The organism is Reichenbachiella agariperforans, assembly GCF_900142205.1.
Classification (GTDB): domain Bacteria; phylum Bacteroidota; class Bacteroidia; order Cytophagales; family Cyclobacteriaceae; genus Reichenbachiella; species Reichenbachiella agariperforans.
The window spans coordinates 1-21,373 of the sequence record NZ_FRAA01000010.1 but is presented as its reverse complement, the minus strand read 5'-3'; the positions used below and the strand labels follow the sequence as shown (position 1 = coordinate 21,373).

At 43.4% G+C, this 21,373-nt stretch carries 8 protein-coding genes; 7 read left to right on the top strand and 1 reads right to left on the bottom strand.

Annotated elements, in window-relative coordinates:
* Positions 1-250 precede the first annotated feature (250 nt).
* The gene (locus BUB99_RS18375; protein WP_073125046.1) at positions 251-1,552 is read left to right on the top strand and encodes an APC family permease; all 1,302 of its coding nucleotides are present in this window, start codon (positions 251-253) and stop codon (positions 1,550-1,552) included.
* A gap of 193 nt (positions 1,553-1,745) precedes the next feature.
* Here the strand turns inward: BUB99_RS18375 and BUB99_RS18370 are convergent, their stop codons facing one another.
* Positions 1,746-4,010, bottom strand: a complete 2,265-nt coding sequence (locus tag BUB99_RS18370; RefSeq protein ID WP_073125044.1) for a glycoside hydrolase family 3 N-terminal domain-containing protein — start codon at positions 4,008-4,010, stop codon at positions 1,746-1,748.
* 154 nt (positions 4,011-4,164) lie between these two features.
* Between BUB99_RS18370 and BUB99_RS18365 the strand changes: the two genes are divergently transcribed.
* From BUB99_RS18365 to gndA, 6 genes are all read left to right on the top strand, one after another.
* Positions 4,165-8,304 carry a two-component regulator propeller domain-containing protein gene (locus tag BUB99_RS18365; protein ID WP_073125042.1) on the top strand — a complete coding sequence of 1,380 codons (4,140 nt, stop codon included), beginning with the start codon at positions 4,165-4,167 and terminating at the stop codon, positions 8,302-8,304.
* A 147-nt stretch (positions 8,305-8,451) separates the two neighbouring features.
* Positions 8,452-11,646, top strand: a complete 3,195-nt coding sequence (locus BUB99_RS18360; RefSeq protein ID WP_084190662.1) for a SusC/RagA family TonB-linked outer membrane protein — start codon at positions 8,452-8,454, stop codon at positions 11,644-11,646.
* 19 nt (positions 11,647-11,665) lie between these two features.
* Complete coding sequence (locus BUB99_RS18355; protein WP_073125040.1) at positions 11,666-13,351, top strand: RagB/SusD family nutrient uptake outer membrane protein; 1,686 nt, start codon at positions 11,666-11,668, stop codon at positions 13,349-13,351.
* A gap of 80 nt (positions 13,352-13,431) precedes the next feature.
* Positions 13,432-16,725, top strand: coding sequence for an FG-GAP-like repeat-containing protein (locus tag BUB99_RS18350; RefSeq protein WP_073125038.1), 3,294 nt, complete (start codon positions 13,432-13,434; stop codon positions 16,723-16,725).
* A 188-nt stretch (positions 16,726-16,913) separates the two neighbouring features.
* On the top strand, positions 16,914-19,181 hold the full coding sequence (locus BUB99_RS18345) for a glycoside hydrolase family 3 N-terminal domain-containing protein (RefSeq protein WP_073125036.1): 2,268 nt from the start codon (positions 16,914-16,916) through the stop codon (positions 19,179-19,181).
* Positions 19,174-21,105, top strand: a complete 1,932-nt coding sequence (gndA, locus tag BUB99_RS18340) for an NADP-dependent phosphogluconate dehydrogenase (protein ID WP_073125034.1) — start codon at positions 19,174-19,176, stop codon at positions 21,103-21,105. The genes BUB99_RS18345 and gndA overlap by 8 nt, the downstream gene beginning before the upstream one ends.
* Positions 21,106-21,373: the final 268 nt, after the last annotated feature.

Below are 21,373 nucleotides of genomic sequence, written 5' to 3'. Positions count from 1 at the left end.
AGTTCGGGGAAGCCTACACTATAGGCTTACATTTCTTACAAACATAACCCTCGCCCCATTTCAATTAAAGTAAATATATTTTTTAAAATTGAGCTATATGAGAGTAAAAAGGCCTTTTGGGGAGAGGTATTGTGAAAGCTTATTGAAGAACTCTAAAACAAGATTTATTAATCGAACTTAGGTTTCTAAGTGTCAGGAGGCTTTCTTTTCTATATTTGAATCCGAACCAAGTTGTGAAACCAAGAACCGTATGCCAACAAAGATCAAACTAAGAGATGCCATATCCATCGGGGTAGGAGGTATGGTGGGAGGAGGGATATTTGCTGTCCTAGGATTAGCTACGAATCTTGCCAAAGGCGGGACACCGATTTCTTTTTTGATAGCGGGAGCAATTGCCTTGCTCACATCCTACTCTTATAGCAAATTGTCATTTTCCTATCCAGATAGAGGAGGGACGGTGAGATTTGTCAATCAAGGGTTTGGTATAGGTGTTTTTAGTGGCGGGGTGAATAATCTGCTATGGATCAGCTATATTATTATGCTTGCACTCTATGCTTCGGCGTTTGGTTCTTATGCGCCCAACCTACTCTCTATGACTGGTGATCAAACCATCGATTCCCACATTTATGCTAGTGGGATTGTGATTTTTGCCACGGGGATTAATTATTACAGTATAGCTGTGGTGAGTAAAATAGAGTCCATAGCCGTCGTGACCAAATTGGTGATTTTGCTGGGCTTTGTAGCAGTAGGAGTCTACGGGTTATTTGGTAATCCCTATTTGGAGCAGTTGTCACCACAGTACTGGGAGTCCCCATTTCATCTGGTGTCTGCTGGGATGGTGATATTCGTAGCGTACGAGGGATTCGAACTCATCGCTAATGCGGCCCCTGATATCGAAAACCCTGAAAAAAACATTAGCAAGGCTTACTCCATTTCTGTGATATTTGTCATTGCTCTTTATATCACGATTGCATGCGTGACAGTAGGCTCTTTGGGATTTGATCAGATCGCAGGAGCTGAGGACTATGTGCTGGCAGAGGCCGCCAAGCCTATGTTGGGGCAGATAGGTTTTACCGTTATTACTGTTGCGGCGTTGCTCTCTACGTTTTCGGCCATCAATGCGTCCCTATATGGTGGGAGCAGGGTCAACTATGAGATCGCAGAAGATGATGAAGCCCCTCATCAGTTTACAGGAATGTTTTGGAATCAACCAATTGGGTTGTTGATCACTTCTGTGGCTACTTTGGTAGCGGTCAATGTATTGGCTTTAGAGAGTATCTCGACGGCTGGTAGTGTTGGTTTTTTGTTCATTTTTTCGGTCGTTAATCTAGTAGCATATAGACTATCCAAAGAAATCAAGGGTAATAGGCTCATATCGGGTGTAGGGAGTGTGGCTTGTGGTGTTGCGCTGGTGGCACTGATTGCACAGCAGTTCACTTCCAATCGCTTGAGTGTCTACATTGCTGCGTCTATTGTTGTGGGTTGTTTTTTGGCGGAGTTTGTTTTCAAGCAAAGAGAGCATCCTGCCCAAAAGAAACATGAGAATCGCTAAGCCACTTAGGGCAGGATTATATAAAAAAAGAAACCTCAGCGTGTATACCCTGAGGTTTCAAATCAAAAACTTATGTGTTTAAATCTCCTAGGCATTTGATGCTAAGGAAGAAGCAAAAGAGTTTGTCATCGGCTCTTTTATTAAGTGTTAAAATCAAAAAAAGCGAAAACCAATATCTAGTCTATGTAGTGAACTACTTTAACTCGAACGTTGATTTTTTGTCACCGATACTTACTGTAAACTCTCCTGCTTCTAAGGTCTTTTGGCTTTCTGCATTGATGTAGGTCAAGTCTTTGCCATCCAACGTGAAGGTTACCGTTTTGGTTTCTCCTGCTTTGAAATTCTCTTTGCTGAATTTCTTGAGTTTCTTATAGCTAGGCGTCACTGAGGCATAGAGATCCGAAACGAATAGGTCTATGGCTAGTTTGCCATCTCTGTCCCCAGTGTTGGTGATGTCGATCGCTACTGTGATAGTTTCATTTTTGGCGTATGCCTTCTTGTCCAACTGGATGTCTCCGTACTCGAATGTCGTGTAACTGAGTCCATATCCAAATGCCCACTGAGGGTTGTACCCCCCACCACCATAAGAATCTGGGATGAATTCGGTCACCTCTTCGGTGTGCTTTCTGTCATAGAGGAGAATGTCTCCCGCATGTCTTGGGTAGGAGAAAGGGAGCACCCCGTTCGGGTTGTAATCACCGAATAGAATCTCCATGGTCGCAGTAGCTCCCTGACTAGCAGGGCGGTACAGGTTGACGATTGCATCCGCCCCCTCTACGATGGGCGAGATAACCCTCGGTCTCCCCTGTGCGATTAGTAGAACAACGGGTTTGCCAGTGGCATAAGCTGCCTTAGCGAGTTCGATTTGGTTTGCTTCGAGATTCAAATCGTGAATACCTCCTGGTGACTCTGCGTAAGATTTTTCTCCGATTGCGAGTACGATGACGTCTGATTTAGCAGCATTTTTCTTCAAGAAGTCAAGGCTTGTATTAGCAGCATCTTCGAATACAGCAGTGGTATTGCAAGTGACATTACCCGTGCCGATTTTGGCTTCTAGAGCTGACTTGAGTGTCAATGTTTCGTCAGCGAATTGACTCTCATCTTGCCCTTGCCAAGTGTATGACCATGATCCGTGTAGCGAGCCGTGGTTGTTGGCTGCTGGCCCCATGAGGAGGACTTTTGCATTTTTGTCGAGCGGTAGCGTTTGTCCTTCGTTTTTCAGTAGTGTGATAGACTCTAGTGCAGCATTCAGTGCGACATCTTTGTAGGACGCTTTGCCAAAATTGGCTATTGCTTCCTGCTCTGGATAGGCATTGTCAAATAGCCCGAGATCATATTTCAACTTCAAAATTCTATATACCGCTTCGTCGATTCTCGACATAGGTACTTCTCCTTCGTTGACGAGTTCTACGAGGTAGTCGAAGAAACTGTAGTCTACTGGTACCATACTCATGTCTATCCCTGCATTGATGGCGATTTTGACGGCTTCTTTTGGTGTCGCAGCGACATGGTGCCTGCCATGTAGGCGGATGATGTCTTCCCAGTCCGTCACAGCGAGTCCTTCGAACCCTAGTTCTCCTCTGAGGATATCCGTGAGGTAGTACTTGCTCGCATGAACGGGTACTCCGTTGATTTCACCTGAATTGATCATAACAGTAGAGGTGCCACTCTGTACGGCCGCCTCGAATGGAGGCAAGAAGATCTCTCGGAGTTGCGTGTCAGGGATGTATGCAGGTGTCCGATCTTTTCCACTCAAGGGTACAGAGTATCCGAGGAAATGCTTCATACATGATGCAACAGCTGTGACTTGGTCTAGTCCATCTTCTTCGTATGCGGTGATTGCAGCACTGCCGAGTACGGTAGACAGTACAGTTGCTTCGCCGTACATCTCTTCGTATCGAGACCATAGTGGCTGTCGAGCGATACCTAGTGCTGGATCAAAGTTCCATCGGATACCAGAGGCACGTGTTTCTAGTGCGGTGATTTTAGCCGATTGTTTGACTAGGTCAGGGTTTCGGGTGGCACCCATTCCGATGTTGTGCGGAAAGAGCGTCGAACCCTGTGTATATGTGGTCCCGTGGATGGCATCTATACCATATAACACAGGGATTTTTAGTGTGGTTTCTTTTGTAGCGATGTCTTGGATGCTGGTGAGTAGCTCGTGCCACTCTTCGATGCTCAGTGGTGTACCGTTGACATTGAGTATTGAACCAACTTTTTTGTTGATGATGGCATTTTTCAACTCTTCGATGTTGAGCTGATTGTCCTTCATGAGCATGCTCAGTGTGATCTGTGTCATCTGGCCTACTTTGTCCTCTACAGACATCTGGCTCATGAGTTCGGTGACTCTGCCGTCTTGGTCGCTATTTGTTTGCGGCGTACTTTGTTGGCATGATGCCAAATAGAATATAGAGATAGTCACTATACCTGCTATAAACTTTGTATATTTTGTAATCATTAGAATGAAATACTTGGTTATAAAATATTGAATCACAAAGATGATTTAGAAGGGCATTTTCGCACAGAGGTATATATACCAAAGAGGCGAGGGTATTTGTTCAGGCTATTTTACTTACGGGTATTTTTGAATTATTTGCGGTAAACAATGTATTATGAAAGCACTAGGGATATACTTTTTGGTCAATCTTATCACGATTTCTTTGCTCTTTTCTCAGCAAGGGATTTCGGACTATCAGTTTGTTACCATTGATCAGGAACTATCCCAAAACACAGTGTCTGCCATGGCCCAAGATCAAGAAGGGTTTCTATGGATAGGATCTAGAAGCGGTCTCAATCGCTATGACGGTATCAACATGATGAGCTTCATGCACGATGAGCGTGATTCTACATCCCTTTGCAACAATTATATAAGATCGCTTTATATAGGTACTAACAATCGAGTATTTGTTGGATCGCTGGCAGGAGGATATTGCATCTATAACGATACCGATGGTACATTCGGTAAACTGCCCACCGCAGAACGGTATCCCGAGTTGGATCATGTGACGGTCAATGCATTCTATGAGGATCAAAAAGGCAATATATGGATTGCGACGGAGCGAAAAGGGCTATTCATGTGGAGAGCGCAAGATCAGGTCATCGTACAGTATCGTCACAACGAAAACGATTCTTGGGGGATTTCTTCTAACACCGTGACAGGAGTCATAGGCGATGGCCGTGGCAATCTCTGGGTATCGACATGGGGAGGTGGTCTGAACCTATTTGATACCAATACCAAGCGATTTATACACTATCGACACGACGAAGAGGATGTCAATAGTCCTTATTCGAACATTATCCGATGTATGACTGGTGGTAGCGACGGGCATATTTGGCTTGGTACAGATCGAGGAGTAGATCGAGTCTCCTACGATGATAGAGGAAAGTATAGGTTTGAACACATGGTGATCAAGAGCGAGGAGGATGAAGAGCCATTTGTGCTTGATTTGATAGAGGACAAAAAACAGCGACTCTGGATTGGGAGTGAAAACCATGGTTTGGGTATTCTAGATACGGATGATGGAGCGTATCACTGGTACACCGTTGACTCTAAGAAGGAGTATAGCATCAAGAATAACTCTATATGGTCTCTCTTCGAAGATCAAAAAGGAGTGATTTGGGTAGGGACTTTTAACAAAGGGATATTTAAACTAGATGAAGGAAATCGAAAATTTCCCGTCTATAAACATAATCCCTACGACGAGACGTCTCTAACACACAATGCCGTAAGTTCATTCTATGAAGACAAAAAAGGGAACGTATGGATAGGAACTGATGGAGGAGGTCTGGATTATTGGGACACTGAGGCAGAGAGCTTTACCCACTATCGAAAGGATGAGTACCCCCAGATGAGCAATCAGGTGCTCAGCGTGATGATCGACAGTCAGGAAAATGTCTGGGTGGGAAACTGGCAAGGTGGTGCGCTGGTCAAACGAAAGGGCAGCTCTACGTTCAAGAAGTTTAAACTTCCGCCAGGGATTAAGGTACGTGAAGGCAGGGAGAATGTGTTTTCTATCAGGGAGGATCAAGAAGGGAAGCTTTGGTTTGCAGTTTTTCGCAGTGGGATTCAAGTATATGACCCCAAGACAGAGACGTTCGAAGTGTTTACACATGATGAGGATGACGAGCAAAGTCTTAGTTCTAATCTGACGAGATATATTTTCGAAGACAGCAAAGGTCGATTTTGGATTGGGACAGAAGGCGGGGGACTCAATGTTCTAGAAGATCCATCTACAGGAGTCTTTAGACGGTTCAATCACTCTGCCGACGATACGACAACTATCAGTGACAATACCGTCCAATGTGTTCTAGAAGATAATCAGGGCAATATTTGGGTGGGTACATCTGGGGGAGTGAATTTGTACAATCCCGAAAATGATAGTTTTACGAGGTATGGGTATGACGAAGGTTTTGCTGATGTGGTGATTCATTCGATTTTGTCTGATGACAAAGGGATGCTGTGGATGAGTACGAATAAGGGATTGGTGCGATTTGACCCAGAAACTGGAAAAGTTAGAAATTTTGATCTCAACGATGGGTTGCAATCCATGGAGTTTTTCAAACATTCGAGCTTCAAGCTGTCAACAGGAGCGTTACTCTTTGGGGGAGTTGACGGATTCAATGTGATCCACCCAGCGCAAGTTTCGGATGTCTTCGAAGAGCCAAAGGTTTATTTGGTAGATTTTAAGGTCTCTAACGAGTCTATTAAGAATATGGCAGGCGTCCATCTAGAAAAGGGATTGATAGAAGGGGGGCAGGTGAGGCTCAATTATGACCAGAACGATTTTGATTTTGAGTTTGCTCAAATCAATTTTAGTCAAACCAGTAAAAATGAATATGCCTATAGGTTGAAGAACTACGATAAGACGTGGCAACAGGCGGGGAACCGTCGGGAGGCATATTATACTAATGTACCTCCGGGGAGTTATACGTTTGAAGTCAGAGGTACTGACAATGGTGGAGAGTGGAGTAGTCAAGAGGCTTCTTTTTCTTTGGTTGTTGATCCGCCATGGTATGCTAGTGTGTGGGCTTATGTCCTTTATTCGATGTTTTTGCTGGGAGTGCTCTACTGGGCATTTCAGGTGATCATCAATAGAGAACGCTTGCAGACCAAGCTCATGGTCGAGCACATGGAGTTGTCCAAAATGCAAGAATTGGATCAGATGAAGTCGAGCTTCTTTGCGAATATTTCACATGAGTTTCGCTCGCCATTGACCCTGATATTGGGACCGCTGAAGGCCATGATTGAGAAAAAAAACTATGTGAGTAATGAGGAGCAAGTCCACATGATGCTACGCAATGCCGAGAATCTGCTAAATCTGATCAATCAGTTATTAGAGTTGTCCAAACTGGAGTCTGGTAAGATGAGGTTGGAACTCGTGACCAAGGACGTAACTGCATTTTTGAAGCCCATAGTTCATTCCTTTTCATCCTTAGCCAGCCGCAATAACATGGCTTATAAGGTTGTAATGCCTAAAGGTGCTGTTGAATTGTCTTTTGACAAAGATAAGTTGGAGAAGATCGTAGTGAATTTGCTGTCCAATGCTTTCAAATACACCAATGACTATGGGAAGGTCACCGTATCGCTCCGAGAGGAGGAGGATAAAGTGGTACTGGAGGTAAAGGATGACGGTATAGGGATTCCTCAGGAAGACCAAGATTACATATTCAATCGATACTATAGAGTCCGTGACCACAAGTCACGGAAGAGTAAAGGGACTGGCATAGGTTTATCTCTGACAAAGGAATTGGTCGAGTTGCACCATGGGCACATAGCGTTTAAGAGTGAGGAAAATGAAGGGACGAGTTTCGAAGTACACTTGTTTAAAGGGACGATGCATTTTGAAGCAGAGGATTTTGAATTGGAAGACGAACAAGTAGCTCCTATATCCGCCAATCAAGGCATCTATGAGATAGAAGAGTCGCTTTATAAGTCCGCTTCATCCAATGATCAGATTGCCGAGGAAGAAGATAAAAAACTACCCTTAATTCTGGTCACAGAAGATAATACCGATATACGGTTGTACATCAAGAGTATATTAGAAGAAGAATATAGAGTGATTCAGGCTGAGGATGGAAACGATGGCGTGTCAAAGGCACAGGAGTTTATCCCCGATCTGATCATATCTGATGTGATGATGCCGGGCAAAGATGGTCTTGAGTTATGCGAGGAGATTAAATCTAATGTCAAGACGAGTCACATCCCCGTGATATTACTCACGGCTAAAGCTTCCAATGATAGTGCCTTGACCGGATTTGAATTAGGAGCGGACTACTATATTACTAAACCATTTAATCCAAAGTTACTGAGCCTACGGGTGAGGAACGCCCTCAAGACTAGAGACCAAATTCGTGGACAATTGCTCAACAAGAGCACTTTCAACATCAACCCGAAGAATGTAAAAATCGCATCAAGAGATGAGGAGTTCATTGCTAAAGCGGTAGCTGTTATAGAGGAGAATATTTCTAATTCTGAGTTTTATGTGGATGATCTTGGACGAGAACTAGGAATGAGCCGCATGCAATTGTATAGAAAGCTCAAAGGACTGATAGGTCAGTCGGCCAACGAGTTCATCCGTTCTATTCGACTTAAAAGAGCAGCCCAGTTGATTAGGCAAGATGAACTGAACATCTCAGAGATTACTTATCAGGTAGGATTTAATGATTTACAATATTTCAGAGATTGTTTCAAAAAACAATACGGCGTAAATCCATCGGAATATGCTCAAGATGTGAAAGAAAAAATAAACTAAAAACCTTGTTTTAAGCTGTATAAGAGGGGATTGCAATAATTACCCGTTCCCTTTGTGACAAATCCCGTGCGCTTGGCAGTGTTTGAAATAGGAAGTTTGGAAGACGATTATTACTAAATCTATTTACTAATTATTAAATCTATTAGCATGATTAAACTTAGACAAGTTAAAATTAAGTTGAAGCGCTTAATGAGTCTATCCCTGATGCTGGTTGCACTAGTTTGTTTTAGTGTTCAAGCGCAGGACAGATCCATTAGAGGTAAAGTGACTTCAACTACTGGCGAAGAATTGCCAGGTGTGAGTGTTCTAGTAAAAGGAACCTCCAACGGAACAGTCACAGATATCTCTGGAGACTATTCACTCTCAGTCGGAGCAGATGCTCAGACAGTTGTTTTTTCTTTTATTGGTATGAAAACGCAGGAAGTAGCCATAGGCTCTCGTTCTGTTGTGGATGTCAGCTTAGAAGAGGATATTGCTTCTCTACAGGAAGTGATTGTGACGGGTTATTCTTCCGAATCAAAGAAAACCATCACAGGATCTATTGATGCCTTGGATACAGAGAAAGCTTTCTCTATTCCATCTACTTCAGCTGCAGAAGGCTTCCAAGGTCGTTTGTCTGGTGTGACTGTCGTATCGAATGGTAGTCCAGGAGCAGCACCGATCGTAAGAATTCGTGGTATCGCTACTACGGGTAATAATGATCCGTTGTACATCATCGATGGGTATCAAACCAATGATCCAGATTTCTTGACTGATCTCAATACGAGTGATATCGAGAGTGTGACGGTACTGAAAGATGCTGCAGTATCTTCTGTATATGGAGCTAGAGCGACCAACGGTGTGATTGTAATCAAGACCAGAAAGGGCAACTATGACATCTCGGGAAAACCACAAGTTACTTTGGATATCTCTTATGGTGTGCAGACACCAGTAACAGCTCCAGATATGTTGAATTCTGAGCAGCTGGGAGAGGTGTTTTGGGAAAGTATGAGGAATGATGGATTGTCAGTAGGTGATGAAGCTTGGGGACACCCACAGTTTGGAAGTGGTGATACACCTAGTATGTCTGATTACTACAGAGGTGATCCATCACTGCCGTATGATGCAGGGTCTAACAGACTGACAGCTACCAGCGGTGGTACGGATTGGTTTGACCAAATCTTCGAAGATGCTACTTATCAGAACTATTACATCTCAGTGAATGGTGGTACAGAAGCCAGTAAGTATATGATGTCTATGGGCTACATGGATAGAGAAGGTATCTTGACGGGTACTGGATATGACAGATATACTGGGAGAGCCAATACAGAGTTTAGTATCAAAGAAAGAATTAGAATTGGTCAAAACTTAAGCTTTGCATATTCTAGACAAATCTTATTTCCAGGTCAAAATGGTGACGATAGCCCACTGGGCCTAGCGTACAGAGCGAGTCCATTGATGCCGGCTTATGACGAAGGAGGAAATTTCGCGGGTACTTATCAGTCAGCTGCTGGTTTGGGTAACGCACAGAACCCGTTAGCTGTCATGACCCGGGCTAAGAATAATAACAACTCCAACATGAGAATCTATGGAGATGCGTATGCTGAGGTGGATATCATCGATGGGTTGACAGCTAGATCTAATATAGGGGTCAACTATCGATCAGGAGTGGGTGATGTATTTAATTCTCTTAATCCAGAACATAGCGAAGCGATTACTACTAATTCGCTGATTACGGGAAGATATATCAGCTCAGGGTATGTGTTTACAAATACACTGAGATACGAAAAAACAGTAGGTAATCACAACATTGGGTTCCTTGGAGGTATTGAAGCTATCGAAGATCACTTTGAGTTTACTTCGGTTGCACAGCAAGATTTCTTGTTGAACGATGTGCCTGACAACCACTTATTAGGTTTTGGTGTAGGAGCGACTTCAATCCAACAGTCACAGAGTAACACGTCTACGTTGTTCTCTTACTTTGGTCAGCTTAAATACAACTATGCTGGTAAGTACATACTGACGGCTACTTTGAGAAGAGACAAGACGTCTAGGTTCGAAGATGGCAACAACACAGGAGTGTTTCCTGCAGTGAGTGCTGGATGGGTCTTGAGTGAAGAGGCTTTCATTCCTGAGTTCTTTTCTAATTTGAAAGTGAGAGGATCTTATGGTGAAATGGGGAACCAAAGCCTTCCTAATTCTACTCCAACAGTCAATGTTAACAAGGCTAATGATCAATTAGCGTTTTACAACTTTGGAGGCGTGTATACACCAGGAGCTGTATTGTCAACACCAGGTAACGCTAATTTGACATGGGAAACATCTGTTCAACAAAACCTTGGATTAGATGTTGGGTTGCTTAATGATAAGTTAGAGTTGACATTTGACTACTTTAACTTAACTAGTCAGAACAACATCATTGCCACATCAGCACCATCTACAGCCCCTGTTGCTAGTGATGGAAACAAGTATATCAACAATGGTGAGATCAATAACAAGGGTTTTGACATTAGTCTAAACTATGGTAATCAGGGAACTAGCTCAGATTTCACATACAATATCGGTTTGAAATTCTCTAAGTATAAAAATGAGATTATCAAAACAGATGACATTGGCACGAGTATCGTAGGTGGAAACCTAAGAGGAATTACGTTTACCAACTCAGCTGTAGGTGGCCCTGTCTCTAGTTTTTATGGCAGAAAGGTCATTGGCATCTTCAAAGATGAAGCAGAAGTGCTTGCTGCTCCTGATCAAGGTTTTGCCACGCCAGCAGATGGTGTTGGACGTTTCAGATATGCGGATATAGATGATAGTGGTACGATCACGGACGATGACCGTACGACTCTCGGTAGCCCTAACCCAGATTTCACCTATGGTATCAATATCGATTTGGGATACAAAGGCTTTGATTTGGCTATGTTTTTCACAGGATCGCAAGGAAACGAGATTTACAACTATACGAGAATATTTACTGATTTTGCTAGTTTCTATGATGGCAACAGAAGTACTAGAGTACTCGATGCATTCTCGGCAGACAATCCAAACGGAAGTGTTCCTGCTTTGAGTAAGAACGTGACCAATTCAGAGACACAAGCCAATAGCTACTTTGTAGAAGATGGCTCTTACTTCAGAATGAAAAATATTCAGATAGGATATACGCTTCCCGAATCAGTAGTGTCTCGTGTTGCTATGTCTAGAGCTAGAATTTATGTACAGGCATCTAACCTGTTTACCATCACAGAATATAGCGGCCTAGACCCAGAAATCGGAAGATTCAATAACAGTGATATAGACACAGGTATTGACTTTGGTAGCTACCCTACGTCTCAGACTTACCTCATTGGTTTAAGTGTTGATTTTTAATATTTAAAAGGAAAACAAGATGAAAAAACATATAATAGCATACATCCTTACAGCTTTGGTTGTACTGGGATGTAGTGAAGATTTTTCTGAAGGTACTAATAAAGGTGCTTTGAGTGACGCGGCTCTAGCCAATGCGGATGGGGTAGATTTACTTCTGACCGCAGCATATAGTGCGCTGGATGGCCAAGTAGGAGTAGTAGGTGATTGGGAACCGACTGGTGACAACTGGTGGATGGATGCCTTGACAGATGATTCGCACAAGGGTAGTACCAATGGTGACCAGCCTTTGTTACATGCATTGCAAACTTATGATTGGACAACAGGTAATAGTTTTATCAACAGTAAGTGGGTAGCGCTTTATGCTGGAGCAAACAGAGCCAATGCAGTGATTGCACTAGCCAATACGATCGAAGATGTAGATTTAACTACCAAAATTGCTGAGGCTAGATTTTTACGTGGACATTATTACTTTGAGTTGACCAGACTCTATGGTGATGTGGCCTATGTAGATGAGATCACTGCGATAGAAAATCCTGACGTACCGAATGAAGGTCCCGTTTGGGCAGAAGTAGAGGCTGATTTTCAGTTTGCGATTGACAACTTGCCTCCTGACAATGGAGCGGGTAGAGCTAGCTCATGGACTGCTAAAGCTTATATGGGTAAAGCACTCTTGTATCAAGAAAAATGGGCTGCAGCAGAGACCATGCTTGATGATGTGATTGATAACGGCCCATATGCACTCAATGCTGAGTTCAATGATAATTTCAACGCAGCGGGTAAGAATTCTGCGGAAGCAATATTCTCTATCCAGTTCGAAGCGAATGATGGAGCTACTAATAATGCCAATGGCAACAAAGGTGGGACATTGAATTTTCCAGGTAGTGGTCCTTTAGGCACATGTTGTGGGTTTTATCAGCCAACACAAGATTTAGCTAATGCATTTAAGACGACTGCTGGTTTGCCAGAGATCGATACCTATAATGATACAGATATCAACAACGATTACGGTTTGACATCTGAGGATCCATTTACTCCGTATCCTGGTGATTTAGACCCACGGTTGGATTATACAATTGGTCGTAGAGGTATACAGTACAATGGTTATGGTATTCATGCTGGGTTTGATTGGGTGAGAGCTCAGGCAGATGCAGGACCTTATCTACCTAAGAAGAATGTTTATAAATCAGGTGAAACTAGTACAATGGGTACAGGCGACTGGGGACAGCAGTTCTCTGGTATTCACTACAATGTGATCAGATACGCAGACGTACTATTGATGGCTGCCGAAGCGAAAGCTGAGCAAGGTGATGCTGCTGGAGCGATGGCATTAGTAAATGAGGTGAGGAACCGTGCCAAGACCTCTACGACAGTCAAAGCAGAGGACGGTACTACGGACGCTGCGGCTTATTCGATAGAGCCATATACTTTGCTTACATTTACTGATCCTGTTGAGATGGTAAGGTTCGAAAGAAGACTGGAGCTCTCTATGGAAGGACATAGAATGTTTGACTTGAGAAGGTGGAGTCAAAATGATCCTTCTTATGCAGTTGATATCATCAACGAGTTCGTTGCAAACGAAAAGAGAACAGTGACTACTTTCTCTGCGAATACATATACGGAGAAGCATAACATATTCCCAGTTCCATTGCGTGCATTGGATATATCTGAGAATTTAACGCAGAATGATGCTTGGTCTGGACAATAAGTTCTAGAAAAAACAATTGGAAAGGGCTGGATATTCCAGCCCTTTTTTTTATTTACAGAATACAATAAGTAAGCAGAGTTATGAAAATTAATTTTTGGTCTTTGTGGTGTGTCGTGGGTGTTTTTGTTTTAGGCTCATGTGACGATCCGCAGTATAAAAGATTCGATAGAATTCAAAGTGAGCACTCTAAGGTCACTTTCTCCAACACCCTTACAGAATCAGACAGCCTCAATTATTTTAAGTATCCCTATCTCTATATGGGAGGAGGGGTAGCCATCGCAGACTTTAACAATGATGGTCTACAAGATCTTGTCTTTACTGGAAATATGGTCGCAAATAAGTTCTACCTCAACAAGGGCAACCTGCAATTCGAAGATCTCACTAACTCTGCGAACCTTGAGGGTGATACGACCAAATGGTACACAGGAGTCAGTATCGTAGATATCAACTCTGATGGGTGGATGGATTTATACTATAGTGTCGCTGGACTAGGCGAGGATAGAACCAATGAACTTTATATTAATAACGGCGATTTGACGTTTACCGAATCAGCCGTGGAGTATGGGCTAGCCGACCCAGGTAATTCTGTCCAAACATCATTCCTCGATTATGACCATGATGGCGACTTAGATGTGTTCGTGACCAACTATCCTATTACTAGGTTCAACACGAGTAATTTTACTTATTACAATCTGGTCAATAATCCAACCCTAGAGAAAAGCGACCACCTATATCGAAATGATGGAGACGGTGTGTTTGTCGATGCGACAGCAGCGTCAGGATTGCTCTCGTTTGGATTGAGTCTGAGTGCAAGTATTGTAGATTTTAACCAAGACGGTTGGGAGGATATCTATGTGTCTAATGATTTTAGTACGCCTGATTATTTCTATATCAACAATGGAGACGGTACATTTCGAAACGAACTACAGCAGATCACCAAACAGACCTGCTTCTATGGCATGGGGTCAGATGCCGCAGATATCAACAATGACGGTCTTATCGACTTGATCCAAGTAGATATGTCTGCCGCCAACAACCGCAGATCCAAAGCCAACATGGCCAGTATGAACCCTGCATTGTTTTGGTCTACTGTTAACAGTGGGTTTCATTATCAGTATATGTATAACAGTCTACAGCTGAATCGAGGGATCAAAGATGGATTGCCAGTCATGAGTAATGTCGCATGGGTTTCAGGCGTTTCTTCTACGGACTGGAGTTGGACACCTTTACTCGCGGATTTTGACAATGATGGATTCAAAGACTTGTTCGTGTCCAATGGAACCAGAAAAGAGATTAATAATCGAGATTTTTTCATTCCACTGGATGGCAAACTTGACAGAGCATCGGATCATGAACTCAAACTTTTGTCTGACAGTATCCCTTCTGAGCCGATAGACAACTTCATTTTTAGGAATAAAAAAGGTGAGGGATTTGAAAAGGTGAACCAAGAGTGGGGAGTTGAATTTGTAGGGTTCTCTAATGGTACGAGCTATGGTGATTTGGACAATGATGGAGATCTTGATTTGGTCGTCAACAACATCGACAGTGAAGCGCTCATCTACCGAAACAATAGTGAAAATATCGCAGGGAGTAATTATTTGCGCCTTTCATTCACGAGTAAGGAGTCAAATAATTCGGCATACGGTGCTGAAGTCAAGGTATATACCGATGGACAAATGCAAACAGGACAACTCAATCCCGTTCGTGGTTTTCAGTCTGCCGTAGAGCCTTTGTTGCACTTCGGATTGAAAAACGCAATCAAAGTAGATTCTATCTGGATAGTCAAAAACGGCGAAGTGATCGAAAAGCGGTTTGACTTACCGGTTAACCAAACCTTAGTGATAGCTATGGATAGCCAGCAGCAATATGCTACTGCACCCAAAGGGAAATCATTGCTCACAGAAGTGACAAAAGACAAGTTGGGCAAATCAGTTATTCATGTCGAAAACGATTTCAATGATTTTAAAGTCCAAGTGCTACTCCCTCACAAGATGTCCAATTTTGGCCCAGCACTGGCTGCCGCAGATGTGAACGGTGATGGCAAGCAAGATTTCTACCTAGGAGCTGCATCTGGTTATGCGGGTCAACTTTTCATGCAAACGGACTCAGGAGAATTTGTGTCTCAGCTACTGGATGCTAAGGACAATATATGGCACGAGGATTTAGATGCTGTATTTTATGATGCAGATGCAGATGGAGACTTGGATCTCTATGTAGTGAGCGGAGGTAATCAAGATGCTCCAGGGCATCAAAATTATCAAGATCGACTTTTTCTTAATGAAAAGGGTGTGTTTACACGTAGTGTCAATGTGCTACCGATGATGTACCACAGTGGTGGATGTGTACGACCGTATGACTATGACGGAGATGGTGATTTGGATCTCTTCGTAGGCGGGAGGCATTTTGCACAAAACTATCCTTATCCAGGGCAGAGTTATTTGCTAGAAAACACGGTGGAAACTGGGGAACTCAAATATAAGCCCGTGACTGATGAGCTCTTACCTGAACTAACCAATATAGGTATGGTTACGGATGCTCTGTGGACTGATATCAATGCTGATGGCTTGACAGATTTGATGGTTGTAGGGGAATGGATGTCCATCAAAGCATACATTCAAACTGAAGAAGGGTTCGAAGATCAGAGTACACAGTGGTTAGCGGGCAATACCACCGGATGGTGGTTTAGCATAGATCAGGGTGATTTTGATGGTGATGGAGACATGGACTATGTCCTTGGTAACTTGGGCAGGAACTATAAGTATCAGGCCAGTCCAGAGGCGCCTTTTGGTATCTATGCAGATGATTTTGATAACAACAACAAAAGCGACATAGTCCTCAGCTATCACAACGAAGGAGAGGAGTATCCCGTCCGAGGGCGTCAATGCTCGTCGCAACAGATTCCAGCGATCAAGGTAGCTTACAAAGATTACAACTCTTTTTCTACCGCGAGTATGCAGGACATCTTCGGGGACGATATGCTCGATAGCTCCTACCATTTTCAAGTGGAGCATTTTGCTAGTGTGTATTTGGAGAACAAAGATGGTAAGCTGGTGAGGCATGAATTGCCTTATGAAGCGCAGTTTTCTACGATCAATGATTGGTTGGTCAATGATCTGAATGGTGATGGAAACCTAGATCTAGTATCTGTTGGCGGATTGTATGCCTCAGAGATAGAAACACCGCGAAACGATGGAGGTATTGGTCTAGTCATGTTAGGCGATGGACAGGGAAACTTTGCAGCGCAGAGTATGATGGAGTCTGGTCTGCTTGTTCCGTATGATGCCAAGAAGGTACAGTTGCTAGATGACGGTACCAAAACCATAGTAGTGGCCAATAACCAAGGGCCTCTTCAAGTGTTTCAACTCAATCAGTAACGAAAAGGAGTATTGAAAAAGCCCACAAGTTCTAGCTATACCAGAACTTGTGGGCTTTTTTGTTTTACTTGATTTCCTGTCAAGTTTTCACATTGATATATTTACCCATCCATTCTGAAATATATACAAGGGACTTCTATTGCCTCTCTTGGTAGTTTTGGTGTTTAAGATATTTCAGAATTTACTCGATGAAAAAACAACTCGTTTCCAAACTACTGTTCATACTACCGGTTTCCATCATGCTCACAATGGTTGGCTGGCAAACACCATCAGAAACCAACGATCCAGTCGAGGAGTATATAAGTGTTTTACTCTCCAAAATGACTTTGCAGGAGAAACTCGGACAGCTCAATCAGCGAGGGACATCCTCTCGTGAGAACGGAATATCTGAAGAACTAAAACAAATGGTTCGAGACGGGCGAGTAGGGTCGTTTCTCAATGTCCAGAGTAAAGAATCTATCCTCGAACTGCAGCGCATAGCCGTCGAAGAGAGCCTTAATGGTATTCCATTGATTTTCGCACGTGACGTGATTCATGGGTTCAAAACCATTTTCCCGATTCCTTTAGGACAAGCAGCCAGTTGGAATCCTGATTTGGTAGAGCAGGGGGCTAGAGTGTCAGCGATAGAAGCCAGTTCGACAGGTATCCGTTGGACATTTGCTCCTATGATTGATATTGCTCGTGATCCGAGGTGGGGGAGAATCGCAGAGTCCTCTGGAGAAGATCCTTATTTGACATCCATGATGGGAGCGGCCGCTGTACGAGGATTTCAAAGCGATGACTTGTCTAACCCTAACTCTATGGCAGCATGTGCCAAGCATTTTATAGGCTACGGTGCAGCCGAAGGAGGACGAGACTATAATACCGCCGTGATCAGTGAACCGCTGTTACACAATGTGTACTTGAAGCCATTCAAAGCAGCAGCCGATGCAGGTGTAGCCAGCTTTATGAGTTCTTTCAATGAAATCAATGGGGTACCAGCTTCGGGCAATGAATATGTCTTGAGACAAATATTGCGAGATGACTGGAAGTTTGACGGTATAGTAGTGAGTGATTGGAACAGCGTGACGGAGATGATAGCACACGGATACAGTGCCAATGAAAAGGAGGCAGCATACAGTGCTGCACGTGCTGGACTGGACATGGAGATGACCAGTCACGCGTATGAAAACAATATGAAACAGTTGATCAACGAAGGACGGTTGTCCATGGAGCAGTTGGACGAGAAGGTGAAAAATATCTTGCGTATCAAACTTCGGATGGGACTATTCGAGTCACCCTATTTTGATCCCAATCAGGACGTGCTGTATGCAGAAGAGCATTTAGAAGCGGCCAAAGAAATGGCAATCCAAAGCATGGTCTTGCTGAAAAACGAGTCGGTCCTACCACTTTCGTCAGAGACAAAGAATATAGCTGTCATAGGTCCGTTGGCGAATGCACCACGAGAACAGTTGGGCACTTGGATATTTGACGGAGACGAAAAACACTCGGTCACACCGCTTACTAGTTTAAAGGGAAAGTATGGTGAAGCAGTCAAGTATGCTTCTGGATTGGCATATAGCCGTGATCAGTCGACTTCTGGGTTCAAGTCTGCGATTAAAGTGGCTAAGAGCTCGGAGGTCATTTTGTTTTTCGGAGGTGAGGAGGCTATTTTGTCAGGAGAGGCGCACAGTCGTGCAGATATTAGCTTACCCGGCAGACAGGAGGATTTGATTCACGAACTGGCGAAAACAGGAAAACCAATAGTACTGGTAGTGATGGCGGGGCGTCCGATTACATTAGGTAATATTATAGAGGAGGTAGATGCCGTATTGTTTGCTTGGCATCCAGGTACGATGGCAGGGCCAGCGGTGACTGATTTGCTGTCTGGAGAAGCTTCTCCTAGTGGTAGGCTGCCAGTGTCTTGGCCTAAGTCTGTCGGACAGATCCCTATCTATTATAACCATAAAAGTACAGGTCGGCCAGCGAACGAAGAGAGCTTTGTGCATATTGATGATATTCCATTACATGCATGGCAAAGTTCCTTGGGTAATACTTCGCATTATCTCGATGAGGGGTTCGAACCGATGTATCCTTTCGGATATGGTCTCACCTATAGCCAGTTTGAGTATAGTGATTTGACTATATCGGATGATAGAATCAAACCGACCGACACCTTAGTAGTATCAGCCACAGTACGAAACACAGGAGATGTAAAGGCAGCGGAAATTGTACAACTTTACCTGCAGGACAGATTCGGTAGCCTCACGAGACCGGTAAAGGAATTAAAGCGATTCGAACGTTTGATTTTGAATCCTGGACAACAAGCTAGGGTTGATTTCAGAATCACCCAAAAAGATCTAATTTTCTACAATGCATCGGGCGATTGGGTAGCAGAGTCAGGAGTATTCAAAGTGTGGATAGCAGAAAATGCGAAAAGTGGATTAGAAGGAGAATTTGAATTGCTGAATGAATAATAAGAAACAAATATCCATTATTGTGGTCTTGGGGGTCAGCGGGTCGGGTAAGAGTACTGTTGGTACAATACTAGCTGAGGCATTGAAAATACCCTTTGATGATGGAGATGATTTTCATCCTATTGAAAACAAGGAGAAAATGGCATCAGGCCAACCCCTTAATGACCAAGATCGTCAGCCGTGGTTAGAATCCATGGCGCGCCATTTGGCAGTCCAAGCGAAAAATAGAGGAGGAGTACTCGCCTGTTCTGCATTGAAGGAAATCTACAGGCAGACGCTGGGTCAATATTGCCATCTCCCGATCCAGTGGGTGTATTTGTCAGGTAGTCGTGAACTTCTGGAACAAAGGCTGAGTAACAGGCAGGGACATTTTTTCAAACCAGAGTTGTTGCAGACTCAGTTGGAGACGATGGAGCCACCTAGGTACGCATACAATGTCGATATTGCTAAACCACCTAAAACTATAGTGTCAGAGATAATAGAGAATATGAATATGAAGAAATCCGATTTGGGACTGATCGGCTTAGGTGTGATGGGCAAGAGCCTTACACTCAACCTCGCCCATCACGATATAAATGTATCTGCTTACAATAGGTCAGTGCTTGGTGAGGAACATGTGGCTAAGGATTTCGCTTCGACGAATAAGCATTTAACTAATCTTCAGGTTTTTGATGACCTCAGTTCATTTGTAAAGACCTTGATCTCTCCTCGTAAAATTATGCTTATGGTCAACGCTGGGCCAGCAGTGGATCATGTGATTCAGGATTTACTTCCATTTTTGGAAGAAGGAGATATCATGATAGATGGAGGTAACTCTCACTACCACGACACCACGCGTCGCATAGATCTTTTGAACCAGCATTCTATTCATTTTGTAGGCTGTGGTGTTTCTGGCGGAGAGGAGGGAGCCTTGAAGGGACCTTCTATTATGCCAGGGGGAGACAAAGAAGCTGTCGATGCGGTATTACCATATCTCAAGCAAATTGCCGCCAGAGACCAACAGGGGAAAGCCTGTTGCACGAATATAGGCTTGCAGGGCTCTGGACATTTCGTCAAGATGGTTCACAACGGAATCGAGTATGCAGAGATGCAATTGATAGCAGAGGCTTATACTGTGTTGCGAGAAGGGGCAGGTTTATCGATCGATGAGATTGCCGTAATATTTAAGGAGTGGAATCAAGGAGAGCTTAAGAGTTATCTTCTAGAGATTACAGCGGATATACTTATGGTCAAGGAAGGTGATGTTCACCTCGTAGAGCTCATATATGATGCGGCTCAGCAGAAAGGGACAGGAGGCTGGTCTACAACTTCCGCACTGGAGGTTGGTGCACCTTTCGGTACCATTTCAGAAGCGGTGATGGCGCGGTGTTTATCTGCACTCAAAGCTACCCGTGTAGAGGCCTCAGAGCACTATGGGGATTACCCAAAGAACCCCTCAGAGAATACCGAAACTATGATTGCGGAGTTAAAGGTCGCTTATCACGCCGCTCGTGTGGTCAACCACGCCATAGGGTTTGAAATGATTCGTACGACATCAACGGAGTATAGGTGGGATATCAATTTGTCTGAACTGGCTCGTATCTGGACCAATGGGTGTATCATACGTTCTTCCTTAATGGAGCAGCTGGTTCAGGAGTATAGTGACAATCCTTCAAAACACACGTTATTGATAGATTCCTTTATTCATCAACTAAAGGGAGAGCGTATAACACTAGCTAATACAGTGGCATATAGCTTACAAATGGGAATTGCCATGCCTGTATTCTCGGCGGCTATTAATTATCTTCATGGATTTACCTCCGAACAGTCCTCTGCCCATATTATACAAGCTCAGCGTGATTACTTTGGGTCTCATACCTATAAGAGGAAAGATAGATCACTAGAAGATGTGTTTCATACCGATTGGCAACAGATAGTCGAGTAGGGCTTGTGTCCCATATGTAGGAGTGTTATTACTCTAATTGATCTCTCTGATTAGAGTAATAACACAAAGTTTGATTTTTTTAATATACTTAACTTGCTGGTCTATAATAGGTTGATCGATCAAGTAATATTAGTGTTCAATTAATCTAGTTTACGATTAGTGATTTTGATCAATATCTTTCTATCTTTGCGTCCCGTTAAGGGGGAAGGGAGCGAAAGGTTTCTGGATTTTTTTAGTGAGGTATCGATATAATTTTGGTGTTAGGTGG

Bases quoted from the DNA above. Each gene is read 5' to 3' on its own strand.
- gndA (WP_073125034.1), top strand. From the start codon at position 19,174: ATGAATAATAAGAAACAAATATCCATTATTGTGGTCTTGGGGGTCAGC.
- BUB99_RS18375 (WP_073125046.1), top strand. From the start codon at position 251: ATGCCAACAAAGATCAAACTAAGAGATGCCATATCCATCGGGGTAGGA.
- BUB99_RS18360 (WP_084190662.1), top strand. From the start codon at position 8,452: ATGATTAAACTTAGACAAGTTAAAATTAAGTTGAAGCGCTTAATGAGT.
- BUB99_RS18345 (WP_073125036.1), top strand. From the start codon at position 16,914: ATGAAAAAACAACTCGTTTCCAAACTACTGTTCATACTACCGGTTTCC.
- BUB99_RS18370 (WP_073125044.1), bottom strand. From the start codon at position 4,010: ATGATTACAAAATATACAAAGTTTATAGCAGGTATAGTGACTATCTCT.
- BUB99_RS18355 (WP_073125040.1), top strand. From the start codon at position 11,666: ATGAAAAAACATATAATAGCATACATCCTTACAGCTTTGGTTGTACTG.
- BUB99_RS18365 (WP_073125042.1), top strand. From the start codon at position 4,165: ATGAAAGCACTAGGGATATACTTTTTGGTCAATCTTATCACGATTTCT.
- BUB99_RS18350 (WP_073125038.1), top strand. From the start codon at position 13,432: ATGAAAATTAATTTTTGGTCTTTGTGGTGTGTCGTGGGTGTTTTTGTT.